The 20,491-nt window shown below is 61.2% G+C and carries 32 protein-coding genes and 1 tRNA gene; 22 read left to right on the plus strand and 11 right to left on the minus strand.

What is annotated here, in order from left to right; genetic code table 11:
- The first annotated feature begins 135 nt into the window (after nt 1-135).
- From UNPA324_RS03325 to UNPA324_RS03390, 14 genes are all read left to right on the plus strand, one after another.
- Nucleotides 136-1,452, plus strand: a complete 1,317-nt coding sequence (locus UNPA324_RS03325) for a tyrosine-type recombinase/integrase (protein WP_246667104.1) — start codon at nt 136-138, stop codon at nt 1,450-1,452.
- Nucleotides 1,453-1,752: 300 nt separating this feature from the next.
- Nucleotides 1,753-2,172 carry a hypothetical protein gene (locus tag UNPA324_RS03330; RefSeq protein ID WP_141933470.1) on the plus strand — a complete coding sequence of 140 codons (420 nt, stop codon included), beginning with the start codon at nt 1,753-1,755 and terminating at the stop codon, nt 2,170-2,172.
- Between the two features lie 107 nt (nt 2,173-2,279).
- Entirely contained in the window at nt 2,280-2,501 is a 222-nt protein-coding gene (locus UNPA324_RS03335) for a hypothetical protein (protein ID WP_246667105.1), read from the plus strand.
- Nucleotides 2,502-2,566: 65 nt separating this feature from the next.
- Nucleotides 2,567-2,794 carry a hypothetical protein gene (locus UNPA324_RS03340; RefSeq protein WP_141933472.1) on the plus strand — a complete coding sequence of 76 codons (228 nt, stop codon included), beginning with the start codon at nt 2,567-2,569 and terminating at the stop codon, nt 2,792-2,794.
- Nucleotides 2,791-4,044 (plus strand): virulence-associated E family protein, encoded by a 1,254-nt coding sequence (locus UNPA324_RS03345; RefSeq protein ID WP_141933474.1) that lies wholly within the window; start codon nt 2,791-2,793, stop codon nt 4,042-4,044. Before UNPA324_RS03340 ends, UNPA324_RS03345 begins: the two co-directional genes overlap by 4 nt.
- Nucleotides 4,045-4,634: 590 nt before the next feature.
- Complete coding sequence (locus UNPA324_RS03350) at nt 4,635-4,871, plus strand: helix-turn-helix domain-containing protein (RefSeq protein WP_141933476.1); 237 nt, start codon at nt 4,635-4,637, stop codon at nt 4,869-4,871.
- 74 nt (nt 4,872-4,945) lie between these two features.
- Complete coding sequence (locus UNPA324_RS03355; RefSeq protein WP_141933477.1) at nt 4,946-5,128, plus strand: hypothetical protein; 183 nt, start codon at nt 4,946-4,948, stop codon at nt 5,126-5,128.
- Nucleotides 5,125-5,700 carry a hypothetical protein gene (locus UNPA324_RS03360; RefSeq protein ID WP_141933479.1) on the plus strand — a complete coding sequence of 192 codons (576 nt, stop codon included), beginning with the start codon at nt 5,125-5,127 and terminating at the stop codon, nt 5,698-5,700. The genes UNPA324_RS03355 and UNPA324_RS03360 overlap by 4 nt, the downstream gene beginning before the upstream one ends.
- Nucleotides 5,697-5,909, plus strand: a complete 213-nt coding sequence (locus UNPA324_RS03365; RefSeq protein ID WP_246667106.1) for a hypothetical protein — start codon at nt 5,697-5,699, stop codon at nt 5,907-5,909. Before UNPA324_RS03360 ends, UNPA324_RS03365 begins: the two co-directional genes overlap by 4 nt.
- 172 nt (nt 5,910-6,081) lie before the next feature.
- Complete coding sequence (locus UNPA324_RS03370) at nt 6,082-6,588, plus strand: terminase small subunit (RefSeq protein WP_246667107.1); 507 nt, start codon at nt 6,082-6,084, stop codon at nt 6,586-6,588.
- On the plus strand, nt 6,588-6,917 hold the full coding sequence (locus tag UNPA324_RS03375) for a hypothetical protein (protein WP_141933481.1): 330 nt from the start codon (nt 6,588-6,590) through the stop codon (nt 6,915-6,917). Before UNPA324_RS03370 ends, UNPA324_RS03375 begins: the two co-directional genes overlap by 1 nt.
- Entirely contained in the window at nt 6,914-7,153 is a 240-nt protein-coding gene (locus tag UNPA324_RS03380; protein WP_141933483.1) for a hypothetical protein, read from the plus strand. The genes UNPA324_RS03375 and UNPA324_RS03380 overlap by 4 nt, the downstream gene beginning before the upstream one ends.
- Nucleotides 7,154-7,196: 43 nt before the next feature.
- Nucleotides 7,197-7,436: a hypothetical protein gene (locus UNPA324_RS03385; RefSeq protein WP_141933485.1), complete on the plus strand. Its 240-nt coding sequence runs from the start codon at nt 7,197-7,199 to the stop codon at nt 7,434-7,436.
- 338 nt (nt 7,437-7,774) lie between these two features.
- Nucleotides 7,775-9,589, plus strand: a complete 1,815-nt coding sequence (locus tag UNPA324_RS03390) for a hypothetical protein (RefSeq protein WP_141933487.1) — start codon at nt 7,775-7,777, stop codon at nt 9,587-9,589.
- A gap of 180 nt (nt 9,590-9,769) precedes the next feature.
- On the opposite strand, the gene UNPA324_RS03395 is transcribed toward UNPA324_RS03390, so the two are convergent.
- The 5 genes from UNPA324_RS03395 to UNPA324_RS03415 all read right to left on the minus strand — a co-directional run bounded on the left by UNPA324_RS03395 (nt 9,770) and on the right by UNPA324_RS03415 (nt 12,228).
- Nucleotides 9,770-10,240: a hypothetical protein gene (locus tag UNPA324_RS03395; protein ID WP_141933489.1), complete on the minus strand. Its 471-nt coding sequence runs from the start codon at nt 10,238-10,240 to the stop codon at nt 9,770-9,772.
- 7 nt (nt 10,241-10,247) lie between these two features.
- On the minus strand, nt 10,248-10,562 hold the full coding sequence (locus tag UNPA324_RS03400) for a hypothetical protein (RefSeq protein WP_141933491.1): 315 nt from the start codon (nt 10,560-10,562) through the stop codon (nt 10,248-10,250).
- Nucleotides 10,563-10,626: 64 nt separating this feature from the next.
- On the minus strand, nt 10,627-11,169 hold the full coding sequence (locus UNPA324_RS03405; RefSeq protein ID WP_246667108.1) for a hypothetical protein: 543 nt from the start codon (nt 11,167-11,169) through the stop codon (nt 10,627-10,629).
- Between the two features lie 175 nt (nt 11,170-11,344).
- On the minus strand, nt 11,345-11,632 hold the full coding sequence (locus tag UNPA324_RS03410; RefSeq protein ID WP_141933493.1) for a hypothetical protein: 288 nt from the start codon (nt 11,630-11,632) through the stop codon (nt 11,345-11,347).
- Nucleotides 11,629-12,228 (minus strand): hypothetical protein, encoded by a 600-nt coding sequence (locus UNPA324_RS03415; protein ID WP_141933495.1) that lies wholly within the window; start codon nt 12,226-12,228, stop codon nt 11,629-11,631. Before UNPA324_RS03415 ends, UNPA324_RS03410 begins: the two co-directional genes overlap by 4 nt.
- 420 nt (nt 12,229-12,648) lie before the next feature.
- Here UNPA324_RS03415 and UNPA324_RS03420 point away from each other — a divergent pair, with 420 nt between their 5' ends.
- The gene (locus UNPA324_RS03420) at nt 12,649-12,948 is read left to right on the plus strand and encodes a hypothetical protein (RefSeq protein WP_141933498.1); all 300 of its coding nucleotides are present in this window, start codon (nt 12,649-12,651) and stop codon (nt 12,946-12,948) included.
- A gap of 3 nt (nt 12,949-12,951) precedes the next feature.
- Complete coding sequence (locus UNPA324_RS03425) at nt 12,952-13,239, plus strand: hypothetical protein (RefSeq protein ID WP_141933500.1); 288 nt, start codon at nt 12,952-12,954, stop codon at nt 13,237-13,239.
- 691 nt (nt 13,240-13,930) lie between these two features.
- Here the strand turns inward: UNPA324_RS03425 and UNPA324_RS03430 are convergent.
- The 3 genes from UNPA324_RS03430 to UNPA324_RS03440 all read right to left on the minus strand — a co-directional run bounded on the left by UNPA324_RS03430 (nt 13,931) and on the right by UNPA324_RS03440 (nt 16,127).
- On the minus strand, nt 13,931-14,215 hold the full coding sequence (locus tag UNPA324_RS03430; RefSeq protein ID WP_141933503.1) for a hypothetical protein: 285 nt from the start codon (nt 14,213-14,215) through the stop codon (nt 13,931-13,933).
- 368 nt (nt 14,216-14,583) lie between these two features.
- Entirely contained in the window at nt 14,584-14,787 is a 204-nt protein-coding gene (locus UNPA324_RS34930; protein ID WP_181769274.1) for a hypothetical protein, read from the minus strand.
- A gap of 158 nt (nt 14,788-14,945) precedes the next feature.
- Entirely contained in the window at nt 14,946-16,127 is a 1,182-nt protein-coding gene (locus tag UNPA324_RS03440; RefSeq protein ID WP_141933507.1) for a DUF8462 domain-containing protein, read from the minus strand.
- Between the two features lie 97 nt (nt 16,128-16,224).
- On the opposite strand from UNPA324_RS03440, the gene UNPA324_RS03445 reads away from it, so the two are divergent.
- Nucleotides 16,225-16,407: a hypothetical protein gene (locus tag UNPA324_RS03445; RefSeq protein WP_141933509.1), complete on the plus strand. Its 183-nt coding sequence runs from the start codon at nt 16,225-16,227 to the stop codon at nt 16,405-16,407.
- 225 nt (nt 16,408-16,632) lie between these two features.
- Here UNPA324_RS03445 and UNPA324_RS03450 read toward each other — a convergent pair.
- Nucleotides 16,633-16,707: transfer RNA gene (locus UNPA324_RS03450), tRNA-Glu, on the minus strand.
- A 226-nt stretch (nt 16,708-16,933) separates the two neighbouring features.
- Between UNPA324_RS03450 and UNPA324_RS03455 the strand changes: the two genes are divergently transcribed.
- From UNPA324_RS03455 to UNPA324_RS03465, 3 genes are read left to right on the plus strand one after another with little or no spacing between them, the layout of a single operon-like run.
- Nucleotides 16,934-17,188 carry a PilZ domain-containing protein gene (locus UNPA324_RS03455; RefSeq protein ID WP_128921910.1) on the plus strand — a complete coding sequence of 85 codons (255 nt, stop codon included), beginning with the start codon at nt 16,934-16,936 and terminating at the stop codon, nt 17,186-17,188.
- A 56-nt stretch (nt 17,189-17,244) separates the two neighbouring features.
- Entirely contained in the window at nt 17,245-17,493 is a 249-nt protein-coding gene (locus UNPA324_RS03460; RefSeq protein ID WP_141933511.1) for a hypothetical protein, read from the plus strand.
- Between the two features lie 5 nt (nt 17,494-17,498).
- Nucleotides 17,499-17,666 carry a hypothetical protein gene (locus tag UNPA324_RS03465; protein WP_128921908.1) on the plus strand — a complete coding sequence of 56 codons (168 nt, stop codon included), beginning with the start codon at nt 17,499-17,501 and terminating at the stop codon, nt 17,664-17,666.
- Between the two features lie 126 nt (nt 17,667-17,792).
- Here the strand turns inward: UNPA324_RS03465 and UNPA324_RS03470 are convergent, their stop codons facing one another.
- Complete coding sequence (locus UNPA324_RS03470; RefSeq protein WP_141933513.1) at nt 17,793-18,431, minus strand: glutathione S-transferase family protein; 639 nt, start codon at nt 18,429-18,431, stop codon at nt 17,793-17,795.
- Nucleotides 18,432-18,720: 289 nt separating this feature from the next.
- Nucleotides 18,721-19,173: a VOC family protein gene (locus UNPA324_RS03475; protein ID WP_141933515.1), complete on the minus strand. Its 453-nt coding sequence runs from the start codon at nt 19,171-19,173 to the stop codon at nt 18,721-18,723.
- 728 nt (nt 19,174-19,901) lie between these two features.
- Between UNPA324_RS03475 and UNPA324_RS03485 the strand changes: the two genes are divergently transcribed.
- Together UNPA324_RS03485 and UNPA324_RS35925 are read left to right on the plus strand one after the other, a co-directional pair.
- The gene (locus tag UNPA324_RS03485) at nt 19,902-20,081 is read left to right on the plus strand and encodes a hypothetical protein (RefSeq protein ID WP_141933517.1); all 180 of its coding nucleotides are present in this window, start codon (nt 19,902-19,904) and stop codon (nt 20,079-20,081) included.
- Complete coding sequence (locus tag UNPA324_RS35925) at nt 20,053-20,184, plus strand: hypothetical protein (protein ID WP_283810218.1); 132 nt, start codon at nt 20,053-20,055, stop codon at nt 20,182-20,184. The genes UNPA324_RS03485 and UNPA324_RS35925 overlap by 29 nt, the downstream gene beginning before the upstream one ends.
- Nucleotides 20,185-20,491: the final 307 nt, after the last annotated feature.

The following is a 20,491-nucleotide window of genomic DNA, read 5'->3' on the forward strand; positions in this document are numbered from 1 at the left end:
CTCTCCACCGTGAAAGAGATAAGAACGGGTCCATAGCAGTCCACCTCCATCCAAATAGCCAAATTTAATCAACAGATACTGCCACATAGGACCATGCCAGTCCATTGACGTCCAGTCATGGATATTGGACAAGTGTTGGACACGACGCTCTCTCAACCTTCCCAAGGTGGCGACATGGCCCGCACAGTGCGCGACGCAAATCTGGAAAAGCGAGAAGCCCGCAGGCGCTTGGATGCGCGCGGCAAGCCGTATTACCGGGTGATGGAGGAGGGGGTTCATCTCGGCTATCGGCGGCTCAAGTCCGGCGCCGGCAACTGGGTGGTGCGCAGCTATGTGGGTGATCAGAAGTACGAGGTCGAGACGATCGGCCCAGCCGACGATCTGTCCGACGCCGACGGCGTGAAGATCCTGAGCTTCTCCCAGGCACAGGCGAAGGCGCGAGAGCTGATGGTCGACCGCGCGCACAAGGCGGCAGGCAAGTCCGGCCCGCTGACAGTGAAAGCCGCCGTCGACGCCTACATTGAATTCTTGGAAGCCAAGCGCAAGTCGGCGAAGTTCAGCCGGTACGCCGCCGACGCCTTCATCCTGCCCGTCCTCGGAGAGACCGAGGTCAAGGATCTGACAAAGGAAAAGATCGAGAAATGGCACCATGATCTCGCGAAGGCCGGCGCACGCATTCGGGTGAAGAAGGGCGACGAACAGAGGTTCAAGGAGATCGAAGACCCCGAGGAGCATCAGCGCCGCCGACGATCGACTGCAAACCGCATCCTGACGGTTCTGAAGGCCGCGCTGAACCGGACCTGGCGGGAGCAGAAGGTTCCCAGCGATGCCGCCTGGCGCGCTGTTGAGCCGTTTAAGGGCGTGGACGCGGCCCGCGTGCGGTACCTCGAGCTCGCCGAAGTGACGCGGCTGCTCAAGGGCTCAGACCTCGACTTCCGCCGGTTGGCCCGCGGTGCGGTCGAAACCGGCGCGCGGTATGGCGAGCTGACGCGTCTGAAGGTGGTCGACTTCAGCCACAACTCGGGCACGGTAGCCATTCGCAAGTCGAAGTCCAGCAAGGCGCGCCACATCCACCTCACCGAGGACGGAGTCGCATTCTTCCGGTCGATCACCGCCGGCCGCGCCGGCACCGCCTTTCTATTCCTCAAGGAGAACGGGGAACCGTGGAAAAAGGATCACCAAAAGGATCCGATGCGCGAGGCCTGCGAACGGGCGAAGATCGACCCGCCGATGGGCTTTCACGGATTGCGCCATACTTGGGCGAGCCACGCGGTCATGGCCGGGGTGCCATTGATCGTTGTGGCAAAGAACTTGGGGCACAGCGACACGCGCATGGTCGAAAAGCACTATGGGCATCTGGCGCCCAGCTACATTGCGGACGCCATCAGGGCGGGGGCCCCCCGGTTCGGTGCTGTTGAAGATGAAAACGTGGCTGCGCTGCAAGCGAGTTGAGCAATGAGAAAGGATGCCGGTACCGGCTCGCATCGGCGGAGAGGGATTCCCGCGCCCAGCTATTCTGCGAGCGTAACATTCACTATGAGCGACGGTATGTGGGCGAGGCTAAGAGCTCACCTCCCTCACCAGATCAGCCCCCAAGTGGCGGCAAAGCTCCGCGCTGACATAGATCGCTGCTGCGGGACATTCCTGTCCCGTTGTCGAGAACTGCGGGACGGCGCGGTTACGGCGGAAGCTTTGAGATCTCCGGGCAAGCGGCAACCTTCCTCACTCGAGAAGTTGGCTAAGGGATTGCGTATGGCGGCCGATGCATGGACTGAGATGGGCGGCAATTCAGCGTCGGACTACGCAAGCAGGACCGTTGGCAAGCTGATTGACGATCGCCTCGGCTTGCTTAGTGATCTCGGCCCGCAGCTCGATACAATAGCGCGCGATGCAGCCCGACGGCTGAATGCACTTCGCGGAGTTGGTGAGCTCAGTACGATGACTGCGCGCCCAGAGTTGGTGCGCGCCGTGAAACAGTCCCTCCACAAGGCCGGGCTCGACCCAGCGGCAACTGGCCGCGTCTATGCCAGCTCAGATGAAAGCGGCAAGCCCACTTGGTTTCAGAGGTTCATGGGCGAGCTGAACGACAGTGCGCTCGGAATAGATGGGTGGGGACCGGCCGGATCCTACAGCCTGCCAGCCTTCTACACGGAGATCGCCAAAGCACTGTAACGCGCGGTGACGCAAACCCGGGCAAAGCCCGAAATGATATCACCGGACTGCAATCCGCAATGCCGTGCATTCCTCCTATGGACGACAGCAGCCATAGGAGAAGTTCAGTGGATATCGACCCGCACACCCTGACGAGGCGTTCCTTTCGAATTGTGGAATTCGCGCGCCGCAACGGGATCAGCCGTGCGCAGGTGTACGTCGAGCTCAAGGAAGGCCGCCTCAACGCGCGCAAGGTCGGCAGCGCGACGCTGATCACCATCGAGGACGAAAGTGCCTGGCTGGCATCCCTGCCGCAGACGAAGTCGCTGGCCGACAATCAAGCCGCCTGAAACGAGAAACGCCGCCCCTGGCCGGGCGGCGCTCGCTTTTGTTCAACAGCAGATCGATCACACCCATGCATGTAGCGCAACAGGCCTCTCTCCGCAACATTGCGGCTCCCGCTGACCCCATTGAAGTCTTCCGAGCCCGCGCTTGGGCGATCGCCAAGCTTCTCGAAAACCACATGATTGCTGACAAGCCGTCGGCTGTAGACGGCCTGTGGAGATTCGCCACTACCAGCGGCGTGATCCGGAAGATCGGCATCGATGCCACTCAGGCTATCCTGTCGGAGGCCTTCAAGTGAGCGAGGAGTGGCACAAAAAACTGATTTCGACGCCGGCAGGACCGAAGCCGCTTTTGGCAAACGTTGTCACCGCGCTGCGCACCTGTCCGCAATGGCACTCAGTGCTCGCCTATGACGCATTCGGAATGCAGACGATTGCCGACCTTGCGCCACCTTGGGGTGGAGATGGCAACCGGATCTGGACGCCGGATGATGACGTTCTCGCCACGGACTGGATGCAGCGTCATGGAATCGGCGTCAATGTGGCCACAACCGAAAAGGCTGTCGAGACCGTGGCGCGCGATCGCAGTTTTCATCCGGTGATCGACTACTTGGATCAATTGAGGCACGACGGCAAAGGACGCGTTGGCAATTGGCTGAGTGCGTATCTCGGCGCCGCCGAGAACGCCTACCACCAGCATGTGGGCCGTGCGATGCTAGTTGGTGCGGTCGCGCGCATCTACAAGCCGGGCTGCAAAAACGACACGATGCCGATCTTCGAAGGTGTCCAAGGTGCGCTCAAGTCGACGGCAATCCGCACCTTGTTCGAGCCGTGGTTTACGGACGAGCTGGCCGACTTCGGCTCCAAGGATTCCGCCATGCAGATGCGCGGTGCTTGGGGCATCGAGGTGAGCGAGCTCGACGCGATGTCCAAAAGCGAAGTCAGCCGCATCAAGGCGTTCATCAGCCGTACCACCGACCGGTTCCGGCCGCCGTACGGCAGCCGCATCATCGAGAGCCCGCGGTCGTGCGTATTCTGGGGCTCGACGAACAGCGACCGATATTTGAAGGACGAAACCGGCGGCCGGCGCTTCTGGCCGGTGAAGGTGGGAAAGATCGACATTGCCGGGTTGACCGAAGCGCGCGAGCAGCTTTGGGCCGAGGCCGTCACGCTCTTCCGCGCTGATTACCCGTGGTGGATCATCAAGCCGGATATCCTGCGCCAGGTCGAGGACGAGCAGCGCCAGCGCTATGTCGGCGACGTGTGGGACGCCGCGGTAGAGCGTTACGTCCAAGGCGAAACGCAAGTCAGTCTGGAGAAGGTCATGCGAGATGGCGTCGGACTCGACCTCGCGCGCTGTGGCCAGCCCGAACAGAACCGCGTGGTCGCTTGCCTTAAGTCGCTCGGCTTCCAGCGCACTCAGGTTCGGAGTGGTGACAAACGCCACTGGGTTTATCGCCGAGTGGTGACAAACGACCCGAATTCACCCTCCAGCGAGGTTGTCACCACTCTCAAGGTGGTGACACCAGCCAAAGTGGTGACACGCTAGATGCTGCAAAATAAGGGGTTGTCACCACTGTCACCACTGTCACCACATGTTGGTGTAATACACATGAGGGAGCATGATGGTAGAAGTTTTGACGATAGAGTGGTGACTGGTGACAATGGGGGCGAAATTGATCTCCGCAGGCGGCCACTTGCATTGATCTCCGCAATCTCGATCGCGGCCTGGTTGTTGGGTGATGCGACCCATTGCGCCCGATCTGACAGCGCGCCCTTTCTCATCGCATGTTGCGCTGAAAATCAATCCTCCACTTCGACAAGGTGGAGTTGCGGAGCGAAAAAAGCCGCAAACACCGCATGTTTGCCGGCTGATGTCCAACGCACGGCCAATATGCATCGTCCGATCGCGAGAGGAGGGGACTATAAATACGCACGCAGTGAAACGAGTCTATCAGGGGAAGGATGCGCGAGCGCCCGCAGCACGAACGAACCGGCTGAGCTCGCCGAGATGCCTGGCTTTCGACCCAAGAAGACCCGTGTAGGGCATGCCGGCCCCGGAAAATCAGCATCGCCATTAAATTTCGACGTCCGCTCAATCTCTGGCGGCGACCTTCCCGAAAAAGTTGGTTGTCGCGGATGACGCAGATTTCCAACAGAGTTATTGCGGCGCCATCAGACTGGGCAACCTTGTTCAGGATCCGCGCGCGAGAGCTCGGATTGACACATCGTGAAGTCGACGGGTTGGCCAATCTGACCGACGGTTACTTCTCAAAAATCTGTGCCGGCAAGAAGGTCCCCGGCGGGGAGATCATCGTCCGTATCTGCGCGGCGCTCCAGGTCGAGTTGCGGCCCATGGAAAAAATGCCGAGCTAGTTCAAATACTGCACTTAAGTGCGGTGACGATTTCTTCGAACGCGCCGATGATCTTGTCAACGCAGGAGACAGCCATGGCAAGGTCGGAGAAACCGTTGAAGCCCCTGATTTCGTTTCGGCCCAAGCCGGAGGTCGACGAGGAGCTGAAGGCGCGCGCTGTTAAGGAGCGCCGACCGCTGAGCCACGTTGTGGCGATCATCGTCGAAGATGCACTGGCTGCTGAACGGCAGTCCAGGACCCAGCGGAGCGCGGCATGAGCAGCAACGACGGTTCGGGGGCGCCCACGACGGGCGAGATGCTATTTGCGAATGACCAGGCGGCCCTGGCGGCTGCCTCCGTGGCGGTGTCGAAGCCTGCGGCGCCGGATCTGGTTATCCCGACGCTGCCGAGCGACGCGGCCGCCCGGCTAAACGAGCTGCGCGGTGATCCCACCTGGCTGAACGAATATTTCGGCGGCTCCGTGCGGCACGCGAAGGAAATGCGCGACCTGCGAGCTGTGATCGACAAGGGCGGCAATCCAGAGGTCGACCGAGCCATCGCGGGCGTTCTGGACGACGCACCGATCCAGACCTCGAAGCGGATGACGATGATCGGCACTGCCGCGATGTTGCGCGAAGGTGGCATCAGCGACACGGGAGTGATCCGTCAGGTCCTGGCGGGTGATTCCGTGACACCGCAAGAGCACGCCGCGGCGTCTGAAACCAAGGCGCGGCTCATGAACGATCAGGCGTTTGTCGCTCGCTACACTGCTGGCGACGGTGAGGCCAAGCGGCAGATGACGCTTTTGAACGTGATCATTTCGAGCAGCATCAAGGTGGCGGCCGCATGATGTCGGTGCTTGGCCAGATGTCGCCGGCCGGTAGCGCCGCACTCGGCGCGGGGTATGGGGGCAGTGCGCTGCAGGATCAGGCGCGCGGTGAGATTGAGGAAGTTCGTCGCAAGCGAATGCAGGCCGCTAAGGACGCTGGCTACAGCCCCGCCGGTCAGGCGCTCGCGATCGACTTCGGCGCGATGAGCGTGCCGGGTGCAGTTGCGTAAGGCGTACGGTCCCCGCAAGGGCAAGACCGCTTTGGACTGACGGGTCCCCACAAGGGCAAGACCCCAACACCGGCCCCCGCCAAGGACAAGGCCACGAAGATACGGATCAGAGCGGGTGAGGGCGTTCAACGTTGCTTTTGCCGCTGAGAAGTCATGTCTGGATTTGGAAAAGATGGCGCAGATTGAGGCGATCAGCACCGAGGGGCCCGCGATGGCCGCGCTGAACGAGCGGCAGAAGCGGTTCGTGCACGCCCTTTTCCTGGCGCCGAAGTCGCACGGCTCCCGCACGTTCGCCGCCCGGGCCGCCGGCTACGGCACGCCGACGAGCTCGCGCCAGTCGCTGTCGCAGATCGGGCATCAGCTCTCGACCGATCCGAAGGTCCAGGCTGCAATCTCGGAAGTGTCTGCGACCTATTTGACGACGCTGGGCCCGCCGGCGGTTCGCGCTCTGCGCAGGCTGCTCGACGATCCAAAGCACAAGGATCACGGCCGCGCGCTGGGCATCATCATGGATCGCGTCACGCCGGTGCAATCGACCGCCGTGCTGAAGGTAGAAGGTGAGGTGAAGGTCTCGGCTGCGGATGCCGCTGTTGTGATGAAGCGCATCGAGGAGTTGACGGCCAAGTTCATGGTTGCGTTGCCGGCACCGAAGATCATCGAGCACGAGAGGGCGGGCTAGTGTCCTATGGTCACAAATACACCCTTGTTTGTGCAAGCCTCGCGAAGCATGCGCTGACGGCCGAGGACATGCCGCCCGCGATGCGGCTGCAGTTTCTGACCTACCTCGAAAGGATGGTCGATCAGTGGTTGACCCCAGAGGTCATCGCGATGGTCGAGCCGATGGATGACAAAGGGCTCGAACTATCCAAGGAGGCGGGCAAGCTTGGTTACAAGGGGCGGCCCAGCGCCCTCGATGTCTACGCGGAGAAGTTCGACGTCTTCGCCGCTCTCAATCCCAGTTTGCAGCGAGCCTATAAGGCGGCATTTGAAAGGTACGGAGCACGATGATTGTCACCCACGATAATAGGAATCACGCAGCGGCCTGTGTCGCTGCGGAGGGCACCAGGCAGCAGGAGGTTTCGGCGGCTATCGTTGCCGGTGGCGGAAGCGCAACCGTCGCGGCGGCGGTGCGCGCTGCAGAGATCAAGTTTTATCGCGCACTCCGCGACAGCGCGATGGCTAACGGGCAGCAGTCAGCTCAGTTTTATCAGGCGCTGCGCGATCTCGGCACCGGTGGCGCGTGAACTTGTGAGAGCTCCAGGGGCTGCGGAGCCCTTTCATCCAGGCTTGGCGGTTCGCCTGGGGAGACTGAACCGCCATCAAATTTGCAAGGCAAAAATGGGCGACAGAGAGACAGCGATCATCGGACTGAAGCGCGAGATCAAGACGGTTCGCGCAACGGCGCGCGAACTGAAGGATCAGAATGCGAGCTGGCGCAAGGTGTGCGTGATGTTGCGCGGTCTCGCCGGTCTTGACGACGGGCAGTTTCGCAATCTGCTCAAGGCAGAGTCTCTTCCTACCGAGTAGGTAGCGCGCACAAAGCGCGTTTCGGAGTGGGCTTTCCGCAACGAGCCTCGCCACGGTCAACGGCGCAAACGACCTCCGGCGGCTCACCGATCTGAGCCGATCCATCGAGGTCGGTCCATGTTCGTTTACCGGTGTGCCTTTCTCGCAGTTGCCGCGTCTCTATGGACCGCGCCTGCGGTTGCGCAAAGCATCTATCAAATCCCCTGGCGCAACATCCCCGCAAGCCGCTGCACGATCATGGTCGAGCCCGCGTTCGACGGCGGCCGCTCGATCACGCTCCGGTGCAAGCGTCGCTTTGACGTTCTGCTGACGCTCTGTTCTGCGGATCGGTGCACGCCATGAGGAAGCACCTTCGCGCGGTCCTCTTGCTTGCGCTGATCTTCGCACCGATCCAGGCATTTGCGCAGCAATTCCCCACTGTGCCCTCCGGCACCGTCATCGGCCGGACGCTCTCCGGCACCGGTCCCGCGCAGGCTGTCCCGTTCTCGCAGCTCCTCAGCACGATGCTGGCGAGCTCGCCCACTATCCCGACCCTCAACACGTCGTCCATTGTGTTCGCTGGCTCGACCAGCGGCACGGCGACACTCAGCGCTCAGGCCGTGGCCGGAACGCCGACGCTGAAACTGCCGAACACGTCCGGTACGCTGGCGAGCAATGCCACATTGCCGGTCGTGCTTAACGCGACCACCGGCAACATCAGTTGCCCGACCTGTTTGACGTCGACTGCGGTAATCCAATCGCGAGCTACAGCCACCGCGCTGGATCTGTCCGCCTATACGTCCGTGGTGACGCTTGGCTATACGACCGCCGGAGATGGCGGTGGAGCGACATTCCAGAAGATCGCGGGCAACTTCAAAGACACCCGAATCTTGGCTGGGTCGCAGACGACGAACGGCACGTCAGGTTGCACGAACGGAACATATTACGGCGTCGCCTACGACGGTGGTTCGGGCCGCGGAGCTATTGGCGTTGTCGGTGTGGCCGGTGGCGTCGTCACTCAAATGATCCCTGGATTGCCGTCGACAGCCGGGTATGCGGTTGGAGATGTTCTGAGCATTGGCAGCACAGTTCCTGGGTGCTCTGGATCCAAGACTTACACGGTCACCAGCGTGAGCACGCCGACCGGATCCTTTACCGATAGCGCCGGCAACAAGTGGCAAATCGTTTTCCCGGCTGCTGGCCTTGATGTTCGATCTATGGGCGTCAAATTCGATTGGGACGGGAACGACGGATCTGCCACAGACAACTACACCACACTGCAAAATGCTCTGAGCTTCGCGTACTATAAGACCGCCACCGGCAGCGACCTCGGCGGCGCCCTCGGCGGTCAAGTCTTGCTCACGAAGGGCACCGCAATGGTTGGATGCGGCGCCACGTCGCCGATCGTCTCGCCGTACGGCGTGAAGGTAAAGGGGCAAGGCAACTACACCAGCGTGATCAAGTTCTGTGACACATTCTCGACCGGCGTCAATCAATGGGAGCTTTGTGACAGTCTTACGCACCTTGCTTGCTTTGGCACGCTGCTCGAGGATTTCCAGATCTTCAATGTCGTCGGCATCAACGGCTCGTCTTCGCGCTCCGTCGTCTATACGAACAACGCCCAGCACGAGTCCGGGATGCGTCGCATGGCGATCTATCCCGGCGGATGCGGCCGCGGCGCGACCTACGAAACCGGCTATGGTGGCGCCACCTACATTCTGCTGGACAGCGTCGAGTTCAAGGGCGGGAAGTCTGATGCAAATTGCGGCGGGGCCAACGGCGCAGAGGTCTACATCAACTATGGTACGACGCAGGTCATCATCAACAACCTGAACCTTTCCGGCTTCTCGTCTGGCTCCGGCGGACCGCGGGCCAACGGACTCGCGATCGATGGCGGCTTCGTCGACATCGTCGGCATTCATGCTGAGCAGGTTGTGAACCCTGTCGTAATTCACATCACCGGAGGTTTGTCGGCCGGTCAGATCCGGGCCCGCTCTGTCGTCGGCGGCGTCGACTGCGTCGGCATGTTCACGCTTGCCAGCGGCAACACGGCGGGCAATTTCATGCTCAGTCCGCCGAACGCGGTCAACGGTTGCACTCGGCTCGTGACCAATGGTCAAGGCGGGTCGAACCTGACCGGTCCTGTGGTTAGCGACACGATCTTCAATCCGTGAGGTTGACGAGGCGGCAGACGCAATCGACCCTGGGAGGGCTCACTGCCGCCTTGGCAGCCGCACCATGGATGACTGCTCGATCCGCCTCCAGCTCGAGCACTTGTGGAACGCTGACAAGTGTCCGGCGCTGAGCCGAGAGCAACGGGTGGAGAGGATTAGGGAGTTGAGGTGGGCGCTGGGCTATTCTTCCTCGTCCACGACAGGAAGCGGCGCCTCCTGAAGCGCCTTGCGAAAAATCAATTTGTCGATGGAGTCTGAAATCTCATCAAAAAGCTCAAGACCTCGCTTGTAGAAAGCGTCTTGCGGATCTCCAATCCAATTCGACAGATTGCGACATTTGGCTGCGATGTGCTCTTGCGAGAAGTATACGTATTGGGTGGTGTGCGCGAAAGCATTGCGCACGTCCTTTATGATCAGCAGATCCTTGAACGCTGGTTCGTCGATCAGTTCGAACAGGTAGGCTACCTCGATCTTCCCGGCGAGGGAGCTCAGCGGTCCCATTCCTGCGAAGATGCGTTTTGCCACCTTGTTTGGAATCTCCCGGCCGGCCACGAGCAGTAACTTTTCAAGATTGTCTTCAATCTTGCCAGCGAGAACAAGTACGTTGGCCGCCTCGATATGCTTCGAAAGGGTTTCAGACAAATTCGTCATGAAGCGCCTATGGATCAAGAGAAAATTCGGCGCCACAGGAACCGCAGCGGAAGATGTCCTGACGAGTCGTTGAGGGAATGGGTCGCAAGAGGCTGTTTCGGCAGTGCTGCACCCAGCACCGGGGACACAGGTAATCTATGCCGGATTTAGGCCGAAATTCCTCAGCCCGTTTACTGCTTTGAGAGGCGGTCTCAATCTTCTTTTGCAGTTCGAGCTTTTGGCGCTCTATGTCCTGAAGCTGCGATCGGAGAACGTTCAATCGCATGGCGGTGTCGGTCGCCATCGCGAGCGCCAGCTGTTTAAGTTGCACTTCGATGCTCATGCGCACCTCCCCATCCATCCAAGCGCAACCGGAGAGCGAGCGCAAGGAAGCCCGATGTGCCGCCCTATTGCTTAACCGGCTCTTCATGCGACGGCGGTGTAGTGGGAGCCACTGCCGCCTGTACTCGAGGCTTTGACTTCGCGCGGGGTTTGGGTTGGGCGGTCGGCGGCAGTGTCTCGGGCTCAGCCCCGGCGGTCTCGCCATCAGGTTTGCCCTGGAATTGAATGTTGCACTTTTTGGCGATCGAGGCTTGCTCGACCGCTACCATCTGGCCCTTCATCTGAGCGAGTTCAGCGGCCGTTTGCTTATCCCCGCCGACGAAAAAAGCCGCCGGCCAGAAGATGACGATCGCGGCCGCGGTGGCGACGCCATCTTTCGTACGCTGGCTGTCCTGGGCGCCTGATAATGTTGCCGCTCGCGTCGAGATTGATTGAGCCTCGAGGGCGAGCTGCTGGCAGGTGTAGGATTGATATTGGACCGGGGAGACGTACGCCGGCGTGATGTCGGCCGCCGAAGAAGCGCAGCCCGCCAACGCGGCGCTTAGCGCCACGATTCCCAAATTCGGCATAAAACAGCCCCCCGGCCAATTCTCAAAAAAGGCATCCAAGCGCAACCATCACGCGAGATCAATAGGCGGCTCGCTGCCCTCGTAAAAATACGGAGGTCGAGCAGCAGGCTCGCTGCCTGATTCCCGGATATTTCATGACGCCCGCTGACATCCAGTCGCCGCGACTCAGGCGCCGGCTTCGTGGGCAGCAATCACACGCAACGGAGGCGACGCGCTACCGAATGGCCCATGTTCGACCGAGCGAACGCGATTGCCTTACTTGTCCACCGCCATCGGGTAGTCCGTAGTGTTGATCAAAATAGGCGACGATCGCTGGCCAGTATCGCCGATCACCCCAGAGCTTCTGTTTGCGCGGGAATCCGCTCGTCGGATCGCGATCAAGCATTCGCAGCGCCGCGCGCGCGATCTTCTCTGGCACACCGAGCCGACGAATCATCTCGGCGTCCGACACCCACAGCTTGGCTTGCTCGCGTTCAAGAGTTTCAGGCGCGGGAGCGGTCATGCTTCGATTTGCGCTGCGGCTTGGCGGCGCCACTCGTCCTTCCCGGCGGCAGTGATCCGATAGAACGGCATGCGATCCTTCTGCGGAATGGACGACTTTTCCGTCAGCCCACGGATCTCGAGCCTTTCATTGGTGTCGATCCCTCCGCTGCAGAAGTTTGGCGCACCGTCCGCATCGAAGTACGCTTTGAGGGAAGCGATCTCCCGCTTTCTGAGCGGCTTTGCGCGCACGATAGCCTCCCACTCGCCATCAGCATAAACGCGCATGCCGTTTGGATAGCGACCAGGCGGCAGCTGGTCCATCTTGATCTCGCCTCGTTCCCATCGGGCGAATGCCAGCGCCAATGGATCATCGGAATTGGTGTTTGCGCGCTCTGCAAGACGCTCGCCAAAACGACGGCGTGGCGGGTTCACATCGTCCCACTTCGACGCGAGCTCGCCGCGTCCTAGCCGTTCTTCCGCGGGAGGGCTTGGGTCAATACAGATCGAGCCATCGGGCAGGATTCGCACCAGTCCTGCACCCGTTTGCTGGGCCGCCCGGATCGCCTGGCGAATTGCAGCTTGCGTCACTCGTGCACGGCGGCTCATGAGCGACATGCCAGCACGCCTCTTCGCGCATCGATAGACTCAAGCTGAGCAAATGCCCGCAATCCACTGCGCGGGTATACGCCGAGGCGTCCCCGGAAGGGGATGTTCCTTATGGATTTCTCAACGCAAATCAGGTCTGATGCTCGGCGGAGCGTGAGAACTCCCGCCAAAGACCCTTGCCGGGGCCCGTTTGGCACCAGGGCGATGGCAGGGCGATCCTTGCCGGGATCAACTGTCGCCATCGATTAGGACGCGCTGGTTAGCCGCCAGCGTGAACGGCACCACTATGCCGGGAGAGCGGCGGCTATACAAGACCCGAAAGGGAAAGGCCGTCGCGCATCGTCTCTGGCGATGTTCTCACCCTCCCGGCGCCAGTGCTGACCGCTGGCACCCGGCCGTGAGAAGCCGGTTTTGATCCAGAGCACCACCATGTCCAACGTCATCGACCTGTCCGCGCGGCGAGCAGCACGCGCTCTGCCGCCCGAAAACATCCGCTCCCTCGACCTCCTCGTAACCGGCCGCCAGCGCGCCAGCCGCAGCCGCAATCCGTTACGGTACCATTACAATCAGGCCGCGATGGCCGTGGTGGTAGCAGGCAAGTTGCATCGGGGAGAACCGCTCCGGGTCGACGACGGCTGGCTCGACGAGATTAAGTGCCTTCGCAAGGGCGCCCAGGCCGCGCGTTTCTTAGCAGATGAATTGGCGCGGATCGTTGAGGAGGAGTGCTGAGCCATGAGCAACGCCATCAGCTTCCCGGGCTCCGACGCTGGACGCATGGAAAAGATCGAACGCGACCGACGAGATGCAAGGGCCTACCGCGAGTTGGAGAGTGATCTACGTGACGTGGTCAACATGGGCCGCATCGCTGCAAATCTCGCCCACGATGCGGACGGCGAACCTCCGCTCTGCGAGAAGCGAAACTTGGCTTTGTTCGCCGTGTACCATCTCTTAGAAATGCTGCAGTGCTTTGAGATGAAATACGAAGATGATGGTTGGCACGTCAGCCAGGAGGCGTCATGAAGCGCCGACGCCGAACCCACAAGACCATCGCCAGCGGCTGGCGGTGCACGCCCGCCGGCTGAGGCGGTGAAGCCAGGGCGCGGGGCTTCGGTCCCGCGCCTATATTGAAGGGCCGACGGACCCGCAGGGCTCATGGGTTTTTTTGAGCACGTGCCCGTGCCAAGTTTGGAAAATGTACCCGTTCCGACATTCACGGTGCTTTTGGGCGAAGCCAATCAAGGCCAGGACAATCAAAGCCGCTGCGACGCATCCGGCTACAACGTTCTTCATCATGGCGGCCACTCCAGCTAAACTGTGACTGGCTACTCGGCCAAGTATAGGCCACCCGACCTCCGAAGTCCGCTTCGGCAGCGCAGTGTGGCTAGGCTGCGATGAACATCTCGCAGCGGAATCACCCCAAGCGTCTGACATGACTCGCTAATTTTCGCGAATGTCGACGCTTGAGCACCACTCCTGCGCGGCCCGCCGGTTCACGCTGGCGGGCCTTCCCACTTCTCTGTTTGTTCGCATGCGCCACAACCTAGCAGTTTAAATGCGGTTGTGCAGGAACAGAAGTAGATCGCCCCGGGCGGCCCATCATTTAGGAACAAGTGGCAATGCGGCGGACTTGGTCGTGCTCTGGCCTTCAGCCCCCCGTCTGCAGGCCAGAGTTACGGCCCCAGTCACCGCCAAATGGCTGGGGCCGCCTTTCTTACTGCCTTCGATCGCCCACGATTGCCATCTGCGGATTACCCCGTTCAAAGTCGGGCCTGACGTCGGCGCCGCGGCTTCCGCAGGCCGCGCAGACGAACAGGGGCTCGATGTCGGACAGTCTGACGTCGTCAGACCAGCGATCGGCCCTCAGAGCCACGTGATGGCCGCAATGGCAGTAGACCAGGACACCGCGCAAGCCCATCTCGCGCATCTGGCCGAAAGTGATCTTCATCGGCCGGCCGTCGGGGTGGGTGGGCGTGTGGCGGCGGACGGGGCGGGGCATGGCGCTATCGAAGTGCGGCGCCGGCGAGAGTCAAATTGTCGATTACTGGTGGCCCGGAACGGTCGAGAGCTACTGAACGTCGTAGGTCGAACCACGCTGCGGCTTTTCTCGTTGCTCGGCGCAGAGAGACGGCCCCGGCTGCAGGGGGGCTTTTGAGGTAGGCCGGGGCCGCTCTGCCGGCTCTAACGGCGAGCTGGCAGACTCCAAATTGTCATCAGGGCTCTCAGTTCCTTTCATAGCTCCCTTCCCATCGCTCTGTGCAAAAGTGGACCGTAATAAAATTCAGAACGGGTCTAGGCTGGCGGCGCTGGCCCCAAGGCCAGCAACCTTCAACGGCCTCGGCATTTAGGGTTGTGCTGGGGCCGTTTCTACTTCTGCCCTTGATGCGCGTCATGTTTAACGATGCACTCTTTGATGAGTTGAGGCAGCTGGAGCGCGATGTCGTCGAAGCTGAGCGGCGACTGGCCGAGCAGGAGGCGATGATTGTCGACCTGAAACGGCAACACCAGGATGTCAGCAGCGCGCAGGCCGAACTGGAAATAATGCGCGAGAACCAGCGGCAGCGTCAGCAAGACCGACAGCGGCTTCTATCGATGCTGCAACGCTAATGAAACTTCTGATATCTATGCGGCAGCTCGATTCCTAGCGGCTCGGAACGCGCGCGCTACTGCGCGTCGTGGGTGTGGCAGGAATCCTTTTTTGCAGCCCCGCGGCTGGACGGATCCAATCATCACTTTGCCTGCGGGATTGCGCGCTTCATATATTGGTCGAAGAGGGGCACAGTGAAGGCGGTATCGCCATGCGAAGGCGAATAGATCATGCCCTTCTTGATGAGACTACTACGCGTCGGAGCGACACTGGCGGTTTTGACTTTTAGCAGCTGGGCGATGTCGCCCGATCTCTGAATTCCGCTGCCGAGCTCTGCGAGAGCTCGCATATATTTCCGTTCCGACGGAGTGCAGCGGTCAAAGCGTACCTTGAAGAACCCCTCATCAAGAACGGCGATTGCATTGTTGTGGGCTTGCAAGACGTCTCTTGCCCGGATGTGGTTTCCCTCAGCTACATTCCATGCTTCGTGAGCCCATTGCTGCAGAAAGTAGGGATATCGCTCGGTAAGGCTTAGGATCTGATTGACCGCCGCGGGTTCGATCTCGACGCCCTCTTCGCGCGCCGGATTAACGATTGCGTTCACGGCATCTCTCTCGTCAAGAGCTCCGATCACGGGAAATCTAAAGAGGCGCTCTGCATAAGACTTTGAAGTTCCCGCGAGACCGAGAATTTGCGGCAAGCCGGCGCCTACGAGAATGACTGGCAGGCTGCGCTGATTGAGCTTGTGTATCGACATGATGAGAGCGCTAAATTCGCTCTCGGAGAGATATTGCAACTCATCGATGAGGAGAGCTACCGGCCTGTTGGCTGCTTTGGCAGCCTGACCAATGGCGAGCATGAGATCTGGGAGATCGGCCTCGATGTCCCCAGAATCGGCCGTCCCAACCTCAGGAGAAATTGTAAGCCCCACCTCGACGTCAGCAACGTTGATCTTCACGGAGTTCAAGAAGCTCCGAAACACGCGAAGGCCGCGACGGCCGAGTTCTTTCGCAGACTCTACGGTGCTTAAGGACAACAGGGCTTTTCGAAGCCCGGGAGCCAACAACTCGGGAAGGGTCTTTCCCTCATGGGCTTCCACTGAGATCGCGTGAAATCCTTCCTTCTCCGCCATCTCGTTCATCTTGACGAGAAGGACCGTCTTTCCCACACCCCGCAGCCCTACCAAGATGGGACTTTGCGTAGGGCGGCCAGCCTGCGTCCTGCGAAGCGCAACCGTGGCTTCGTTAATCAGTTCGGATCGTCCAGCAAGTTCTGGCGGCGGCGTACCGGCACCGGGGGCAAAAGGGTTCCGAACTGGATCCATAGCAAAGTTATCCGAATCTAGTGATTTTCTTATATAAACGACTAACTACGCTATCAGTCAACGAACGCGCTTTTTTTGCCAACAGGAAGTTCCGGCCTTGCCTGCCTTCGCCATGGGGAAAGATCAGCACGACATCGACGAGCTCGCGCGCATCGAGCGCGTCCGCCGGGTCTGGCCGGCGCGGCGGCTATGCCGGACAGAGCGGACAGGGCTCAAGATCATGGCCGGCAATATTGGGCCGCAATCCTGGGAAGGCATCGCTCACCTTGGGCGCACATAACAGCCTCGCGCAACTGACCCGCCAATCGAATAGCACGGCGGGGGGTCTGCGTTGGGCGGCGCGTCTGGTGCTCGGTTCGCTGCGCCCCACAGCACTGCCAGGGCGGCGATAGCGCCAAGGAGCGCAAGAGCGGCTTTGTCGAGCGCTCGCGTCTGCGTCCACACCGGTTTATTGGCCATGTGTTGGACATGGCGGCAAGGAATGGCGCTAAGTGATTGATTTCGTTGGCGCTCCCTAGCGGAATCGAACCGCTCTCTCCACCGTGAAAGGGTGGCGTCCTAACCGATAGACGAAGGGAGCAAACGCAGGGCCTTGCCGTTGTTCCCGGCACGGCCGCTGGCCGACCGAACAGGGCCCGGCGGCTTGCAGCGGGCGAACGTATAGTGGCCTTTCTGCCTCCGGGCAAGCCGTTCGGGGCCGGTCTTTTGGCCCCGGTGGACAGCGCCGATCCCGGGATGATCAGAAGGCGATTTCAACGGTTTCTTAGGGTTCCCTGAGTAGCGCTGGAGCGGGAGATCTCTCGCCAATGCCACCGCCGAAGAAGCGCGCAGCCCGCAAGCTGCTGTCGCAGCACGCCTGGATCACGCTCGACGGCGGCTTCGCCGCGCGGCATTGCCTGGTCCAGGACATCTCGGATTCGGGCGCCAAGATCACGATGGACGAGGACGCGAGCCAGCTCCCGGGCGTGATCCGGATCGCCTTCGCACGCGATGCGCGCACCGGGCGGAGCTGCCAAGTGGTCTGGCGCCGCGGCAAATCGGCCGGCATCAAGTTCATCTGATCGCGACTGCGGCCGCCCCGATGGCGCGCCGCGCCCGTCCGGGCTAGAACGCCGCCATGCGCAGGCCGCTCCTCGTCCTGATCTCGTTGTTCGTCACATCCGCCGCCGCGGCGGAGGACCTGCGTCTGCCGCCTGCCGAGCGGCCCCAGGCGGGCACGACTAATGTGCCGCTGAAGGGCACGGCCGCCAAGGCAAGGCCGGGCTCCTGCGCCTCCTATGGCCCGCGCTTCGTCATGGTCGAGGGCACCGGGACCTGCGTGAAGATCGGCGGCTCGATCAGCATCGACACCACCGTGAGGCGCTAAGATCCATGCCGGCGGATCTACTGCGCCTCGACCTCATCGTTCCCATCGTGATGTATTGCGCGCTGCTGTGGTGGGTCGGCCGAGGTCTGAGCTGGGCGGCGCGGCTGGCGACCGCGGCGGTGACCTTGGTGCTGATCATCTGCGTGCTGCTGGTCGAGCGCGGCTGGCTCTAGGCCAAAGACAAAAACGCGAAAACAACCCCATGCACAGTAGCCGTCAAGTGCCGAGTTGACGCTTGTCGCCTGCGCCGAAACGCGGATTTGTCGCGCTCCCACCGCAGCTTACGCCGCGCCGCCGGCTCACGACATCGGCGGTGCGACATGTTGTGCAAATCCGGGCCGTTTGCCGAGCTCGGCGAGCCAGCGCGTTAGATGCGGCTGCGCCGGCCGGCTGATGCCCTCGACCCCGAGCCAGCGCCGCGCATAGCAGCCGAGTGCGATGTCGGCGAGCGTGAAGGCATCGCCTTCCATGAACCGGCGCGAAGAGAGCAGGCGGTCGGCGATGGCCCAGACCTCGGCGGCGGCATCGGCATCGCGCTGCACCTGGATCATGTCGCGCTCGGCGGGTGCCGTGCGCACGATGGCCCAGAACACCGGGCGGTCGACCGGCTGCACCGTCGACAGCGTCCCGTCGAGCCAGCGATCGATCGAGGCGCGCTGCTTCGGCGCTTCGGGATAGATCGGCGTGCCGCTTGCGTGCGCGAGGCAGAGATAGCGCATGATCGAATTGGATTCCCACAGCACGAAGTCGCCCTCGACCAGCGTCGGGATCCGCGCGTTGGGGTTCATCGCCAGATACTCGGCCTCGCGCGTCCTGCCGTAACTCATGCCGGCATCGATGCGCTCGTAGGCGAGGCCGAGCTCGGTCAGGCACCACAGCACTTTCTGCACGTTGACCGAATTGGCGCGGCCCCAGATCGTCGGCTTGGTGTCAGGCATCAGGCGTCTCCCGCGGCGTTATCGCTTTGCGCGGGTGATAGCGGAATTTCCAGAAGCGCGCGATACGATTGCAGCGCGCCTCTCATGCAAAAAGCTCCGCACGCGGCGGAGCTTCCATTGCAACGTCGAACCTGTCGCTCAGCGGCCGAAGAACAGCCACAACAGAATGATCACCGGAATCGGCACGCCCAGCAGCCACAGCAGAATTCCGCGTCCCATGGTTTCCTCCTCCAATCGCATTGTCGGAGGGTGAACGCTGGGGCTAAGCGCTTGTTCCTGTCCCGCGACCCTACCAATGCCCGGTGTTGGGCATCGACGCCCAGGGCTCCTGCGGCGGCTTCGGCTCGCCCTTCTGCAGGAGCTCGATCGAGTGCAGGTCCGGCGAGCGGACGAAGGCCATGCTGCCATCGCGCGGCGGCCGGTTGATGGTGACGCCGGCCTTCATCAGCTTCTCGCAAGTGGCGTAGATGTCGTCGACCTCATAGGCGAGATGGCCGAAGAAGCGATCCTCGCCGTACTTCTCCTCGTCCCAATTATAAGTGAGCTCGACCAGCGGCGCGCCGCGCGTCTGCGGCTGCTTCTTCAGTCCCTCGAGATCGTCCGCCGAGCACAGGAAGACAAGCGTGAACCGTCCCTTGTCATTCTCGATCCGCCGTACCTCCTTCAGGCCCAGCGCATCCTGGTAAAACTTCAGCGCGACATCGAGATTGCGCACGCGCAGCATGGTGTGGAGATATCGCATGTTTCTTATCCTTGTCAGAACGTTGGTATTTCCGCCCATTTCGGCACGACGGGCAACAAATAGCAGTAAATTCCGGAGCGGTGCAGGGGTGTTGCGTGACAATTACGTGCCACCTCGTGCCCTTTGCGTGGGGGCTTTCTCATCTCCGAAGGCCATACAGCTCCTCAGCGCGAGCCTTAGAACGAGATCGAACGTGTCAGCGCAACAGCAAATGCAAGCCGCTTAGAACGTGCCGCCGAGCCGGAGCGCGCTTCGGAATCAGGAAAAGTCAGAACGCGAACCGCGCCAGCACCTCAATGACGGGGAGAATGGCCACGCCGAAAAGCACCAGCGGTGCGGGTTCGTTGCCTGTGCGGTCACTCATGACAGCCCCCTAAATGCAAGGCTCGCAGCAGCGGCGCCACGGGGCTGTCAGCGCCGACATGCAGGGGAGAATGCCGGCCCCGCTCGATCCGTGAATTCAGGTTCGCCGGACTTGTTCCCAGCGGCGCGGCGTCGAGACCCGCTTATTGCAGATGCAAGAGTCGCGCGTCGTTCTAAGACCAGGCTCTCACCAAGCCCATCGGGAAGCCGAAGGCGACTTGGGTCGAGCCGAAATACTACGCTGACGTTGAGTATCGCGACATCACCTCCGAAGGTTGTTGCGCGCAAGCTCGTTCAACGGATTGAGCAAAGGAACGCGCCGTTCCTGATCGCGTTCTGCTTCACAGAATGAGTGGAGTGCCGGCATGCCGGATCGTGTGAGAGAAGCCGTCGAACAGGCCCGAGCCATTCTCGCAAGTTACGTCGAGCCTGGATCGGGCGACTGCAACAAGGCGATCAACAATCTGCTGAATGTTCTCGATGACGAAGAGCTCATCGAGGCCATGGAGAGGGAAGATGCGAAAGGCGCTGGCCGAACTCAGTGAGGACGAACGTCACGCGTTGCTTTACCTGGCCGACCTCGGTACCGCGGCATGTCTCTCCGGCCTGATCGTCAGCATCATCAAGTTTGTCGGCGACCTGTTTTGACCAAACCTGAATGCCCGATCTGCTTCGGCGTCGGCTTCGTCTGTGAAAACCATCCCGATCGCGCCTGGAGTGAACAGCTGGGGTGTCAGTGCGGGGCGGGGGCGCCGTGCGCCTACAACCGCTCAGACCGGGTCGACGAAGGCGTCAAGGGCTGAGGAGAGCCGGCGCAGCCGAATACGGATGTGAGGAAACGCCGAGGCCGGGTCTCACTCTGCTTCGGCTTCGCCGTCACCATTCTCAAGCTGGGCTCGTTATTCCTCCGCAGCCTTCAACAGTGCTTCTCTGATTTCGCCATCCGCAGTTTGCG

Source organism: Bradyrhizobium sp. UNPA324 (genome assembly GCF_006658635.1).
In the GTDB taxonomy this organism is placed as follows: domain Bacteria; phylum Pseudomonadota; class Alphaproteobacteria; order Rhizobiales; family Xanthobacteraceae; genus Bradyrhizobium; species Bradyrhizobium nanningense.